This window comes from Flavobacterium sp. Sr18 (assembly GCF_011064265.1).
GTDB classification, from domain to species: Bacteria; Bacteroidota; Bacteroidia; order Flavobacteriales; family Flavobacteriaceae; genus Flavobacterium; species Flavobacterium petrolei.
The window spans coordinates 2976656-2989405 of record NZ_CP049329.1; the positions used below are offsets into that span (position 1 = coordinate 2976656).

The window sequence follows — 12750 nt, forward strand, 5'->3', positions numbered from 1 at the left end:
AGAGTATAAAGGTAGTGAATGTTTAACTATATATTAATAAAGTTAAACAAAATTTAATATAATTTTATATCGTTATAAATGATTAGCTTTACACTATTATGAAAAAGAATGTTTTAATAAGCGGCGGTTCGGGATTTATCGGAAGAAATTTGACTACTTTATTGTTAGCCAAAGGATACTCTGTTTCCATCTTAAGTAGGAGTGAAAAACAGAATAAAGGAGATGTTTTCTATTATAAATGGGATGTTGAAAAGCAGACGATTGATGATGAAGCAATTTTGAAAGCAGATTATATTATTCATTTGGCAGGTGAAAATATAGCAGAGAAAAGATGGACTGCGAAGAGAAAAGCAGCCATAATTGATAGTCGGGAAAAATCCACTCAATTATTATATTCCGTTTTAAAGAAGCATTATAAAAAACTAGATGCTTTTATTTCTGCTTCGGCGGTGGGGATTTATGGCGCTGTGAATGGGGAGGAAATTTGTACGGAAAATATGAAACCGGCAAATGATTTCTTGGGATATACGTGTCAAAAATGGGAAGATTCTATTGACTTCATTGAGAATTTGAATATCCGAACAGTGAAAATTCGTACTGGATTGGTATTAGGTAAAAATGACGGTTTTTTGAAGAAGCTGATTCCTTTGTTCAAATATAGATTGGGTTCAGCATTAGGCTCCGGGAAGCAATATATGCCTTGGGTTCATGTGGATGACTTGTGCGCTATTTATTTGCAAGCTATTTCAGATACAAGTATGGAAGGACCTTATAATGCAGCTATTTGTGATAATACTACCAACACCGTTTTTTCAAAAACATTGGCTCGTGTTTTTGGCTATTCTATTTGGTTGCCTAATGTGCCTGCTTTTGTCTTAAAATTAGTAATGGGCGAAATGGCTAAAATCGTACTGACCGGAAGAAGAGTTTCCTCAGATAAAATGGAACAAACCGGTTTTAAATTTAAATTTAACAATTTGGAAGAAGCAATAAGAAATTGTTTAACAAAATAGAACTATTCTAAGACACAAATAATTTGAGTGTTTACGTTTTTTGATATTTTACTACGGACAATAAAAGGAATTTCTATATTAAAATCATCTGTGTTTAAAGGAAAGGTGGAATAAAGTTCTATCCCTTTATCCACTTTTTTCAGAGTTCCGTTGATTACAATTTTTTTAGTTCGTCCACGAATCGTCATTTTTCCGGTAATTTGATATTGATTATTGGTAGTGGTAAGTTTTTTTAAATCAAATTTATCAATTTTTCCTTTAAAAACTGCTCTTGGAAAACGGTTGCTTTCCATGTAGTTTTTATTGAAATGCTCTTGCATCAAATCTCTTTTAAATTTAAAATCTTTGATGTTGATCCAACAAGCGATATCGCCCGTTTTTAGTATTAAAATACAGGTTGTTTTTTCATTTATTGCTTTTACTTCTTCAAATAAGGGAATGGAAGCCTCAAAATTTGTAATCCCCATGTATGACACCATTTTTTCTTGGGCCGTAGCAGTAATTGCAATCAAAATTAGCACTATTTGAGTAATTTTTTTCATAATGATTTATGAATTAAATTACTTAAAGTTACAAAAAAATAGTGGAAACCGAAGTAACTACCTAATGAAAAATTTTGGGGTTTAGTTAATTGTAAAGGATTTTTTAAATCAGAAATTACAATGAAATTATACTTATAAAAAAAGTGTAGTACTGCTTTCCTCTAATCATAAATTTCGTTGCGTTTATAGTTCTAACTTTACATTATACTTTTTTAAACTTTCTAATGATTCTTCCGAAGTGTAATCAAATACTTCTTCATGAATGTTTTGTTCTTTTTTCAGTGAAACTTGCTTGATACAGTTAAAATAGCGGCGCACATCATTCATGTTAGAAAGAATTAAACCGGGCACTGGAGTGCTTTTGCCTTCACTATCTTTGGCGACCATTGTGAAATAAGAAGAGTTGCAATGTTTGATTTTTCCAGTCTGAATATTCTCGGCTTCCACTCGGATACCCACAATCATTGAACTGTTTCCTACGAAGTTTACACTAGCTTTCATTGTTACCAATTCCCCGACTTCGATAGGTTTTAAGAAATTTACGGTGTCTACGGAGGCAGTTACACAATAGTTTCCGGAAAATTTTGAGGCACAAGCAAACGCGATTTGATCCAGTAAAGATAAGATATATCCACCATGTATTTTACCGCTGAAATTCGTATTGGAAGGCAACATTAACTCGGAAATACTAATGTCTGAGGAAGCTACGGTTTTAAAAGTGCGATTCATCTACTTTATTTTAAATGGAGAATTTACTTTTTTGACATCGGTAATAAAATAACGAGTATCGCCCCACCAAGGAAAGGTACGGTAACGTTCCACATAATTTACCTGCACGTATTGCCCTTCGAATTCTTGCAGGTCAGCAATTACTTTTTCTTCGCTATCTAGTACCGAAAAAGAAAAGATTTGTGCTCCTGAAATGCCTTGGCTTATTTCGCCTTCCCATGTTTTGAAAGCTACTCCTTTATTACTCACCTTTATTAGTTCGCCCGAACGAACTCCTTCGCTGTATGTGGCGTTGTATAAAAAAGTAAAATAAGCTACAATAGATAAGACGACTATGGCACTGATAACCATTAAAAATTTTCTCATTTTCTGTTTAATTTAAAAGTTGATTTTCATCTTTTTCTGCTCGATTTAATATGCTTTCTGGGAGTGCTTTCTTGGCTTTAGCTCCCATTTTTTTCAATTTTTCGACACTTACAATCAGGTTTCCTTTTCCTTCCACGAGTTTATTCATTGCGCCGCTGTATTCTGTTTTGCTTTCGTCAATTTTTTTACCGATTTTGATTAAATCTGCCACAAAACCTTCAAATTTATCATACAAAGCGCCGGCTTGACGCGCAATTTCGAGTGCGTTTTCTTGTTGTTTTTGGTTGGTCCACATGCTGTCAATCGTTCGCAAAGTAGCTAATAAAGTCGCAGGTGTAACAATGACAATGTTTTTTTCGAATGCTTTGTTGTACAAACTTGTATCTTCATTAAGCGCCATTGCAAAAGCGGGTTCTATAGGGATAAATAACAGTACAAAATCAGGACTTTCTATTTGGTACAAATCATGATAATTTTTACTTCCTAATTGCTCAACATGGCGTTTGATGGAATTGACGTGTTCTTTTAAATAGTTTATTTTTAAAATATCATCTTCCTCATTGATGTATTTCTCGTAAGCTGTCAGAGAGACTTTAGAATCGACAATCATCTTTTTACCGTCAGGTAGATTGATAACAACGTCTGGAAAAACGCGATTTCCATCTTCGGTTGTGAACGCTTGTTGTACTTCGTATTCACGACCTTTCTCTAATCCTGATTTTTCAAGAACGCGTTCCAAAACTAGTTCGCCCCAATTTCCTTGCATCTTGCTGTCACCTTTCAGAGCCTTGGTCAGGTTGATAGTTTCTTTACTCATCTGGATATTCATTTCTCGTAAACCCAGAATTTGTTGGCGCAAAGCCGCATGATAATCAATGCTTTCTTTGTGAGTATCTTCAACTTTCTTTTCGAACAAATGAATTTTATCCTGCAATGGAGTCAGGATGTTTTTCATATTCTCCTTGTTCTGTTCTGTAAATTTATTGGATTTTTCGTCTAATATTTTGTTGGCGAGATTCTCAAATTCTTTAGTGAATTTTTCCTGTAGTTTCTCAACTTCTTCTTTTTGCTCTTTGTTGCGTTCCCAAAGATTCTCAAAATCAACTTCCTTTTTTGAAAGTTGGATTGCTAAGCTGTCTTTTTCGCTTCTAATATTTTCTTTTTCAATGTTGACGTTTTCTAATTGCTTTTCGAAAGTTGTTTTATCAGAAATAATCTGCTCTTTCAGCTGATTGAACTGGGAGGAAAATGCAATAAGTTTTTCTTCTAAACTAATTTTTTCGGATTGGAATCTAGCAGAGAAAATGAGTTTTCCAATAAAAATACCAATGGCGAGTGCAACGATAAAAATCAATAAAAACGGAAGCATATTTGACATAGAATTTGTTTTTGTAAGGTTGTAAAAATAAACAAAAGTTTTTTGGTTTCCTTTTAGAAAGCAAAATAGTAATGGAAGTTTTAGTATTTATGAATTTGGAGGTTTTAGGTATTAATTGTTCTTTTAATTTGTGTGTTTTAGTGATTTGTAAATAAAAAAAAGGCCAATATGAATTAGTTTTCATATTGGCCTTTTAAATAGATGGAATTTTTATTCATCCAGTTTTATGTTCCCTCGGTCTTCCTTATTATCAGGGTGTTCGTTTGGATATCGATTTGGGGTAATATCCGAGTTATGATCTTTGTTTTCTACCATCTTTTTTGCCTGTTCTTCAGGAACTTGCTCCACGTCTGACTTTAAATTCTCAGAAGTAGCGGCATCATTTTGTTCTAAAGTTCCATCTATATTTCTTGCCCTTTGAACAATTTTTTGATTTCCGTGGTTGTCAGTTTCAACTTCTGATTTCAAATTGGTTGACTCCGGATTATTATTTTTGGCCAAGTTCTCACCGCTAAATCCTTCGTTTATATTTTGCTTGTTATTCGTCTTTTTTGAACCTAAATCATTGTTTTCCATATTCTGTAATTTTAAAATTATTACTAATAACTCCTATAATATTACGCCATTAATGTTGAATAATCGAATTTTTAACATAGGTTTTTGTTTCTACTTATAAATGTTTGGTTTGACAGTTTTAAATCCAGCGAAAACAAAACTATCTTTGCCATCTTTAAAACAAATACAATGTCCCATTCGCACTTCATCATCCATAAGCCTTACGGGTATTTAAGTCAGTTTATTTATGAGCTGAAACGAAAAAAGAAATTACTTGGTGAATTGCATGATTTTCCCAAAGGAACGATGGCGATAGGCCGCCTTGACGAAGATTCCGAAGGATTGTTGTTGTTGACCACAGATGGAATGATGAGCGAAATCATTAGAAGTAAAAAAGTCGATAAAGAATATTATGTACAAGTCGATGGCATGATTCATCAGGAGGCGATTGAGCAGTTGCAAAAAGGAGTTGAAATAGGTTTTAACGGAACCAAGTATATTACAAAAACCTGTAAAGCTTCTTTAGTAGATGAAATTCCTGCTTTTGGTGCTAGAGGTAAAAAAATTCGGGATGAACGTCACGGTCCAACCTCTTGGGCTTCGATTACGGTGAATGAAGGGAAGTTTCGTCAAGTCCGAAAAATGACCGCTGCTGTTGGTTTTCCTACGTTGCGCTTGGTTCGTGTTCGAATAGGAAATGTGCATCTTAATGATCTGCAGGCTGGAGAAGTAATTGAAGTAGAAAATTTTCAAATAGAAATTTAAAAGGTAGTACGAATTTTTTAATCTTTTAATTTTTCAATCTTTTAATAAAGTACAAAATGTTAAACATCGTTTTAGTAGAACCTGAAATACCAAATAATACCGGAAATATTGGCCGATTGTGCGTAGGTAGCGAAAGCCGTCTGCACTTAATTCATCCTTTTGGATTTGTCATCAATGATAAAAACCTGAAACGTTCCGGTTTGGATTATTGGGTGCATCTCGATGTGACCGAATATCAAAATGTATCGGAGTGGAAATCCCAAATTCCTGATTTATCTCGTGTTTTTCTAATGAGTTCCCATGCCAAAAAATCATATCTGGAGACTGATTTTCAAGATGGAGATTGGTTGGTTTTTGGAAAAGAAAGTAAGGGTTTGAGCGAAGTCGTTTTAAATGAATTTCCCAATCATCTTACCATTCCAATGTCACCGTTGATAAGAAGTTTCAATATCGCTAATTCGGTAGCGTTTGTCATTGGCGAAGCAAAACGACAAATAGGATTGAAACTTTAAGAAATTACAAATTTCCCTTTGGACGCGTCAAAAATAATATGCTCGTCTTTAAAAAGCGTATTAAAAGTTCCTTTTAGAATCAAATTACACGGTTGATCCTGAACTATATTTTCGGGAGTCATAATGATCATTTCATCACTCAATTGTATCGCCATGTCGATATCGTGAGTGGAGAATAAAATGCATTTTTGAGTTTCCTGAGTGAGTTTTTTCAGTAATTTAAACAATACCACTTTATGCAGCAAATCCAAGTGAGTTGTGGGTTCATCCAAAATAATTAACGGTGTGTCTTGCGCCAAAGCTCGTGCAATTAAGACTATTTGTAATTGTCCGTCGCTGATTTCGTAGTGTCTTTTAGCAGCTAGATGACTAATTTGAGTCAATTCTATTGCTTCATTTACTTTTGCGATGTCTTCAGAAGTTAATTTTCCAATCCAGTTTGTGTACGGTTGTCTTCCCAAAGCAATGAGTTCAAAAACTGTCAAGTTGCTTGGAGGCAATTTTTCGGTGAGAACTACACTTAGATTTTGTGCCAATGTCAAAGCGTCTATTTCTTGAATGTTTTGACCATTGAGTAAAACAGTTCCTGAAATTGGTTTTTGAATGCCTGTTATGGTTCGCAAAAGTGTCGATTTACCAATACCGTTGGCACCGATTAAAGCAATAAGTTTTCCATTTTCTAAACAAATATCAATGTTAGAAGCAACAATGGTTTTTTCTTTTTTATGAGAATAACCAATGCTGATTTGTGAACCCTGTAAGATGATTTTATTTTCCATTATCCCATCATTTTGCGTTTCCTAATTAATAACCAAATTACAATCGGAGCTCCAAAAATAGAAGTTACGGCATTGATTGGTAACGTCAAATCACTGCCGGGAAGTTGCGAAATACTGTCGCAAATGAGCATGATAATCGCCCCAAAAAGTATAGTACTCCAAAATAAAATTGTGTGATTGCTCGTCTGAAAAACTAGCTTTGCAATATGAGGAACTGCTAATCCAATAAAAGCAATTGGACCTGCAAAAGCAGTGATGCTTCCGGCCAAAATACTGGTGGCAAAAATGATAATCAGTCGTGATTTTTTATAATTTAACCCCAAACTTTTGGCATAATTTTCACCCAGAAGTAATGAGTTCAACGGCTTGATGCTAAATAAACTCAGTAATAATCCAATGACTACGCAGATGGTTAAAAGAGAAATGGAGGTCCATGATAAATTACCAAGATTTCCAAGTGACCAGAATGTGAATTTCTGTAATTGTTCGGCGGTGCTGAAATACGTCAGCGTACCAACAATGGCACTGGTTAAACTCCCAAACATAAGGCCTACAATTAAGATGGCCATAGTGTCCCGTAATCGATGGGAAACGGCTAAAACAGCCAGCAAAACGGTGAAGCTTCCTAAACTGGAGGCCAAAATAATTCCGTAAGAAGAAAGTAAAAGTGTTGCTAAAAAAGGCGGTAACAGCGCTGCGCCTAAAATAACAGTTGCAACACCTAAACTGGCTCCAGAACTCAAACCTAATACATAAGGTCCTGCCAGCGGATTTCTAAACAGTGTTTGCATTAATAAGCCGCTTATGGATAACCCCATTCCAACAAGAATAGCAGCAATAGCTTTCGGTAAGCGATAGTTGATAAGGATGTATTCCCAAGTTTCTTTACTTGCGATTCCCCCAGTTAGACTCCTAAACACTTCTTTCACAGGAATGGCAACAGAACCTAAACTGATATTTATGACAAACAAAAATAGCATCCCAAAGGTTAGGATGATGAAAAGCACTGTATTTCGGTTAGTTTTAGTCAATTTATTCTAATTTCTGAAAGAAAAAAAGTTTATGATTGGGCAACAATTCAGGATGAAAAATTGTAATTAAATCTTTCAAAACCCAATCAGGTCGGGTAGGAGACCATTCAAAATATAAAATCCCACCTTTAGCTCCTTTATTGATACCGTACGAATATACTTTTTTATTTTTAAAAGAGGCAAATTCACTATAATGCGGATTGCTGTCACTCATTTGTTTCAACGAAGAAAAATCTCCAGGAGCAATCCAATATTCAGCATTTTGCGCTTTCTCTAGAATTTTTTCAAAAGGCAATGGCAAACTGCCGGTTCCCTTTGTGTCAGCCCACAAATAATTAGATTGTGCATCTTTTAGAAACAGCGAAGCCCAACTCTCTCCTTGCGGCACGTACCATTGATCTTGAAACATTGCACCGCTTAGAACAGTAGGTTTTGATGTTGCTTTTTTGGCTAAAGCCAAAGTGTTTGTATATTCTTTTTCGATTTCGGAGAAGATGGTATTTGCTTTGGAATCTAATCCATACAAGGCCCCAAAAAACTTAATCCATTCCGCTTTTCCAAGTGGGGATTGTTCAGCCCAATCGCCATTCAAAAGTACTTTCAAACCACTTTTTTGAAGATTATCAAGAGTTGGATTACTATCATTTAAACCAAAACTGACAATGACATTTGGAGCCATATCAATTAGAACCTCGGTATTTAGAGTTTCGTTCGTTCCTACTTCTCTAATATTTCCGGAATCAATGCGTTTTCTGGTTTTTTCAGAGGAAATGTAATCAGTGTTTGGGAAACCAACTAAAGTGTTTTCTACACCTAACATTTCAAGAGCCGGAATATGCGTGGTTGAGGTAACAACAATGGATTGTATTGGCACGGGAATGATGGAAAACTGCTTCAAACTGTCGGGAATAATGCTGTTTTTTTCTTGTAAAACATAAGTGAAACTTTCTTTGGCTTCAGGCCAAGGTCGGGTAACTTTTACGACAGAATACCCTTGGTATTTGTAAATTTCTAATCCTTCGGCATATTGAATTTCATTAGTAGAGGCTGTAATTCTGGCAGTACGAGTTTTGTCATTTTGTTTACATCCACCAATGGAAATTACAAATAAAAAGAGCGTAAATGGTAATAAAAAAGATTTCATAACATGTTTTTCGAGAACTGCAAAGGTATATTTAATCCGTTTTAAAAATCAAATTTTATTTTTTATTCCAATCATAAAGCTATATTTGCACCCGTAATGAGGTTGTTGTTTTGTTTTTTCAAACCAGCATTAAAAGGGAAGAGAGTGATTGAAAATTGTTGATTAACGATTTTTGATTTCAGATTTAAAATCTGTTATCAATTTTCATAAATCCAAATTCAAAAATCTCACGCTGTACCCGCAACTGTAAGCTATCAAGCTTGTTGTTATCTACAAAACCACTGTTCGTCAACGCGAATGGGAAGGTAAACAACAAGACGCAAGCCAGGAGACCTGCCTATTACATCGAGTATCAAACTTTCGGGAAAAAAGGTTTGGGTATGGGTAATTCTATGCTTTTCTCCCCATTTTTAGTCATGTAACAGAAAATTGCTGTTACTAAATGTTTAATTAAAATGAACAAAAAAATCGTTCGTATTAGTGCGTTATGCGTACTAATGACAAGCTGTGCTTTTGCGCAACAAAATGAAACTATTTCCTCTCAAGATGAATTGAAAGAAGTGGTAGTTTCCGACTCCAAATTTGCTTTGGCAAAAGAAAAATCAGGAAAAGTAATCACTAAAATTACTGCTGAGGATTTGAAAAACAAAGCCGGACAAAGCCTTGCAAATGTCTTAAGTTCTGTTGCAGGTGTAGAAATTAACGGGAACCAAAGCGCTGCCGGAAAAAATTTAGGGTACTACATTCGAGGTGGAAAAAACAATCAAGTGTTGATTCTTATTGATGGAATTCCGATGAATGATGCTTCAGGAATTAGTTTTGAGTATGATTTGCGTTTGCTTCCGGTGGAGCAGGTAGAAAGCGTTGAAATTATGAAAGGTGCATCGAGTACGTTGTATGGTTCAGGTGCCGGAACAGGAGTAATTAATATTACTTTGAAAAAATCAGGCAAGAAAGCTATTGAAGGTAATGCATATGTAAATGTGGGAACCAATAATACCGCAAATACTGACAAAACTAGCGCTCAGAATTATAATCAAGGTTTTTCGGTTAACGGAAATGCGAATAAAGTAAATTATTTTGCGTCGTTGAACAGTACTGAAATAAGCGGAATGTCACAGATTGCTCCTGTGAATCCTACGGATAATTATGAAGAAGATCGTTTTTCCAGAATCAATTATCTGGCGAAGTTAGGGTATAAAGCAACGGATAAATTGACATTAGATTTCTTTGGTAATTATGATAAAATAAGTTCCGATTATGATGCATCGTTTGATAATACCGGTGCAAATGATACCAATTTGAATTCAACTGAATCAGAACAATTTCGTTTTGGCTTTTTGCCAAAATACAAATATTCTAAAGGGGAATTTGTTTTGAATTCCAGCTTTAACAAAATTGTTCGAACGTACAACGATTTCGATTTTTATTCCAATAAACCAGGGTTTTCAGAGTATGAATCCCGAAGTGTCAACGTTGATGGTTTTAATAAATACGAATTTTCAGATTCGTTTTTTCTTGTTGCCGGAGCACAATATCAGTTTCATGATATGAACAGTATCACTCCTTTTGGTGGAAATTTGAAGGAAGCGACTAAATTCAATATGATTGATCCTTACATTACTGGAGTTCTTTCCACGGATTTTGGATTGAATCTTAATGCTGGTGCGCGATTGAATATTCACAGTCAATATGGAAATCAATTGGTTTATAATGTGAATCCTTCTTATGATTTTAAATTGGTTCCGTTGAAGATTTTGGCTTCTTACAGCACCGCTTTTGTAACGCCAAGTTTGTACCAATTGTATTCTGAATATGGAAATGCGGATTTGACACCGGAGAAAAATAGAACTGTGGAAGCAGGTTTTGAGACGCATTTTTTAGATAAAAAAATCAAATTGAATGCTGTTGCTTTTTACCGTGAGCAAACTAATTTCATTGGATTTTATTTCAATCCTGTAACTTTCGATTCGAACTACATAAATATAGACGGAATGAATAAAGCAAAAGGAGTAGAAACCGAGTTATCTTTTGCTTTGAGCGAAAAAATCAAATGGAATTCAAATTATACGTTTACACAAGTAGATAAAGCGCTGGATCGCTTGATTCCAAAACATAAAGTAAATTCAGCTTTGGATTTTCAAATCAATGACCGATTGTTTTTTAATGTAGATTATCAATATGTAGACAGTAGAAATGATGCTTTTTTTGACGGAGCTACTTTTGCTACACAGAATATTGTTTTAGACTCATATCAGTTAGTAAATTCGTCCGTTCGTTATGAATTAGTGAAAAATAGATTGTCCGTTTTTGGAGCGGTTAGCAATATTTTGAACGCTGATTTTGTTGAAAACGTTGGGTATAATACTTTAGGAAGGAATTTTAAATTGGGTATGAATATCAAATTGTAATTCGGAATTTCCATTAATAAAAAAAGGCTTTCAGTTATGAAAGCCTTTTTTTGTTTGTAAGAGTTATTGTTATTATTCCAATGCTTTCAAAAGTCCTTCCGGTGCTTTCTCTATGTACATTTGATTTTGGATTCCTTTTGCTGCTTTTGCATCAGTAAAAAATTCAAATTCTTTTCCTAAGCTTTGTTTAGTCATTCTACCAGTTCCAGTAATTTTTGCAATTGCTGTGCTTAATAGAGGTTCTGCAGCGTCGCCAAGAATCCCATAGGTACTTATGGTCTCTTTTTGTAGAAAATCAGGTTGCAATCCGTTGAAATAATCTCCAAAACCAACGGAATTGACAATTTTCAATACAATTGGCTGCATGGCATATTTGTGCTTAGGATTTCTGTTTTCTGAACCAAAAGTAGGGGAATCATAAAGAGTAACTGATCCAACATTTTTTCCCACCGTTACATCTCCAATTTGGATTACGTTGATATGTGGTTCTAATCCATTGATTACTAATTCACTTGCTGATGCTGAGCTTGCACTAGTAAGAATATAAACTTTAGTCAGGTTCAAACTGTTGATTGCTGTGCTTCCTATCTTATCTGTAAAATAGTTGTACAAAGCATCCGGATTTTCAGCTTCGAAATAATCATTAATTTTTTTATTCCATTGTTGTTTAGCAAAGACTTTCCCTGTAAATTGTCCGGTAATCATACTTGCTAATCGTGTTGCAGTTTGCACAGAACCACCACCATTGTATCTTAAATCTAAAACTAATTCAGTAATTCCTTGTGTTTTTAATTGACCAAAAGCATCATTTAATTGTGTGTCAAAATTAGCGTAAAAGCCATTATACATAAGATATCCAATTTTGTGGGCACCTGAAGTAATTACTTTATTGACTAAAATTGGATTTTCAGTTAATACTGTTTTTGTAAGAGAAACTGATTTTCCGTTCCCAACAATTGCATTTCCGTTAAAATCTGCAAGATTTAGCGTGTAATTTTCGTTTGAACCAAAAAGTAAGGATTGATAATTACTAACGGTCAGTTGCGTTCCATTGACAGCAGTGAAAAAATCACCACGTTTGATGTTTTTTGTAGCAGCATCGGAATTTTCAATAATATATCTAACGTAACCAAATATTTCGGTTGTACTTCCAGGTTTGTAACTTAAACCAAAATCGACACCATTATTTTTAGTAGTACCTTGAAGGCTTCCTTCTAGTTCTAAATAATCATCTACAATCCAACTGAATCTGTCTATTGAGGAACTCACTCTTAATGCATCAAATAATTCCTCAGGAACTGGATAACCTCTTAAAAAAGAGTTTAAAGCTGTTTGATCTGTAAAACGGTCGTCAGATAAGTTAGGGACATCCGCTTGCCACAAATAATATTGATTCATTCCTTTCCAGATAAAATCTTGGATTTCTAGACTTGCCGGCGGTGCAATATCATCGTTATCCTGGCAGCTTTGTACAGTAAAAGCAGTAATAAATAATAAAAGCGTAAGTTTGATGTAGGTTCTCATA

The 12750-nt window shown here is 34.6% G+C and carries 13 protein-coding genes and 1 riboswitch; of the genes, 4 read left to right on the plus strand and 9 right to left on the minus strand.

Features of this window, described 5'->3' with window-relative positions; translation table 11 throughout:
* Nucleotides 1–98 precede the first annotated feature (98 nt).
* A complete protein-coding gene (locus tag G7A72_RS13235; RefSeq protein WP_165152793.1) occupies nucleotides 99–1013 on the plus strand; it encodes a TIGR01777 family oxidoreductase in 915 nt (304 codons plus the stop codon).
* A gap of 2 nt (nucleotides 1014–1015) precedes the next feature.
* Here the strand turns inward: G7A72_RS13235 and G7A72_RS13240 are convergent, their stop codons facing one another.
* The 5 genes from G7A72_RS13240 to G7A72_RS13260 form a co-directional block, all read right to left on the minus strand.
* Nucleotides 1016–1555 (minus strand): YceI family protein, encoded by a 540-nt coding sequence (locus G7A72_RS13240; protein ID WP_165152794.1) that lies wholly within the window; start codon nucleotides 1553–1555, stop codon nucleotides 1016–1018.
* Between the two features lie 183 nt (nucleotides 1556–1738).
* Nucleotides 1739–2284 carry an acyl-CoA thioesterase gene (locus tag G7A72_RS13245; RefSeq protein WP_165152795.1) on the minus strand — a complete coding sequence of 182 codons (546 nt, stop codon included), beginning with the start codon at nucleotides 2282–2284 and terminating at the stop codon, nucleotides 1739–1741.
* Nucleotides 2285–2650, minus strand: coding sequence for a 6-phosphogluconate dehydrogenase (locus G7A72_RS13250; RefSeq protein ID WP_165152796.1), 366 nt, complete (start codon nucleotides 2648–2650; stop codon nucleotides 2285–2287).
* A 7-nt stretch (nucleotides 2651–2657) separates the two neighbouring features.
* Entirely contained in the window at nucleotides 2658–4028 is a 1371-nt protein-coding gene (gene rmuC, locus G7A72_RS13255) for a DNA recombination protein RmuC (protein ID WP_165152797.1), read from the minus strand.
* Nucleotides 4029–4238: 210 nt separating this feature from the next.
* Nucleotides 4239–4604, minus strand: coding sequence for a hypothetical protein (locus G7A72_RS13260; protein ID WP_165152798.1), 366 nt, complete (start codon nucleotides 4602–4604; stop codon nucleotides 4239–4241).
* Nucleotides 4605–4772: 168 nt separating this feature from the next.
* On the opposite strand from G7A72_RS13260, the gene G7A72_RS13265 reads away from it, so the two are divergent.
* Nucleotides 4773–5348, plus strand: coding sequence for a pseudouridine synthase (locus tag G7A72_RS13265; protein ID WP_165152799.1), 576 nt, complete (start codon nucleotides 4773–4775; stop codon nucleotides 5346–5348).
* Nucleotides 5349–5404: 56 nt separating this feature from the next.
* A complete protein-coding gene (locus G7A72_RS13270; protein ID WP_165152800.1) occupies nucleotides 5405–5860 on the plus strand; it encodes a tRNA (cytidine(34)-2'-O)-methyltransferase in 456 nt (151 codons plus the stop codon).
* On the opposite strand, the gene G7A72_RS13275 is transcribed toward G7A72_RS13270, so the two are convergent.
* From G7A72_RS13275 to G7A72_RS13285, 3 genes are read right to left on the minus strand one after another with little or no spacing between them, the layout of a single operon-like run.
* Entirely contained in the window at nucleotides 5857–6639 is a 783-nt protein-coding gene (locus G7A72_RS13275; protein ID WP_165152801.1) for an ABC transporter ATP-binding protein, read from the minus strand. The two genes, G7A72_RS13270 and G7A72_RS13275, sit on opposite strands and share 4 nt — an antisense overlap.
* Nucleotides 6639–7670, minus strand: coding sequence for an iron ABC transporter permease (locus G7A72_RS13280; protein WP_241258515.1), 1032 nt, complete (start codon nucleotides 7668–7670; stop codon nucleotides 6639–6641). Before G7A72_RS13280 ends, G7A72_RS13275 begins: the two co-directional genes overlap by 1 nt.
* Nucleotide 7671: 1 nt before the next feature.
* Nucleotides 7672–8814: an ABC transporter substrate-binding protein gene (locus G7A72_RS13285; protein ID WP_113666302.1), complete on the minus strand. Its 1143-nt coding sequence runs from the start codon at nucleotides 8812–8814 to the stop codon at nucleotides 7672–7674.
* A gap of 89 nt (nucleotides 8815–8903) precedes the next feature.
* A riboswitch (cobalamin riboswitch) is annotated at nucleotides 8904–9170 on the plus strand.
* A 99-nt stretch (nucleotides 9171–9269) separates the two neighbouring features.
* Between G7A72_RS13285 and G7A72_RS13290 the strand changes: the two genes are divergently transcribed.
* Nucleotides 9270–11225, plus strand: coding sequence for a TonB-dependent siderophore receptor (locus G7A72_RS13290; RefSeq protein ID WP_241258516.1), 1956 nt, complete (start codon nucleotides 9270–9272; stop codon nucleotides 11223–11225).
* A 72-nt stretch (nucleotides 11226–11297) separates the two neighbouring features.
* Here G7A72_RS13290 and G7A72_RS13295 read toward each other — a convergent pair whose 3' ends face one another.
* On the minus strand, nucleotides 11298–12749 hold the full coding sequence (locus G7A72_RS13295) for a S41 family peptidase (protein WP_165152802.1): 1452 nt from the start codon (nucleotides 12747–12749) through the stop codon (nucleotides 11298–11300).
* Nucleotide 12750 lies beyond the last annotated feature (1 nt).

Bases quoted from the DNA above. Each gene is read 5' to 3' on its own strand.
- G7A72_RS13270 (WP_165152800.1), top strand. From the start codon at position 5,405: ATGTTAAACATCGTTTTAGTAGAACCTGAAATACCAAATAATACCGGA.
- G7A72_RS13295 (WP_165152802.1), bottom strand. From the start codon at position 12,749: ATGAGAACCTACATCAAACTTACGCTTTTATTATTTATTACTGCTTTT.
- G7A72_RS13250 (WP_165152796.1), bottom strand. From the start codon at position 2,650: ATGAGAAAATTTTTAATGGTTATCAGTGCCATAGTCGTCTTATCTATT.
- G7A72_RS13260 (WP_165152798.1), bottom strand. From the start codon at position 4,604: ATGGAAAACAATGATTTAGGTTCAAAAAAGACGAATAACAAGCAAAAT.
- G7A72_RS13245 (WP_165152795.1), bottom strand. From the start codon at position 2,284: ATGAATCGCACTTTTAAAACCGTAGCTTCCTCAGACATTAGTATTTCC.
- G7A72_RS13275 (WP_165152801.1), bottom strand. From the start codon at position 6,639: ATGGAAAATAAAATCATCTTACAGGGTTCACAAATCAGCATTGGTTAT.
- G7A72_RS13240 (WP_165152794.1), bottom strand. From the start codon at position 1,555: ATGAAAAAAATTACTCAAATAGTGCTAATTTTGATTGCAATTACTGCT.
- G7A72_RS13265 (WP_165152799.1), top strand. From the start codon at position 4,773: ATGTCCCATTCGCACTTCATCATCCATAAGCCTTACGGGTATTTAAGT.
- rmuC (WP_165152797.1), bottom strand. From the start codon at position 4,028: ATGTCAAATATGCTTCCGTTTTTATTGATTTTTATCGTTGCACTCGCC.
- G7A72_RS13290 (WP_241258516.1), top strand. From the start codon at position 9,270: ATGAACAAAAAAATCGTTCGTATTAGTGCGTTATGCGTACTAATGACA.
- G7A72_RS13285 (WP_113666302.1), bottom strand. From the start codon at position 8,814: ATGAAATCTTTTTTATTACCATTTACGCTCTTTTTATTTGTAATTTCC.
- G7A72_RS13235 (WP_165152793.1), top strand. From the start codon at position 99: ATGAAAAAGAATGTTTTAATAAGCGGCGGTTCGGGATTTATCGGAAGA.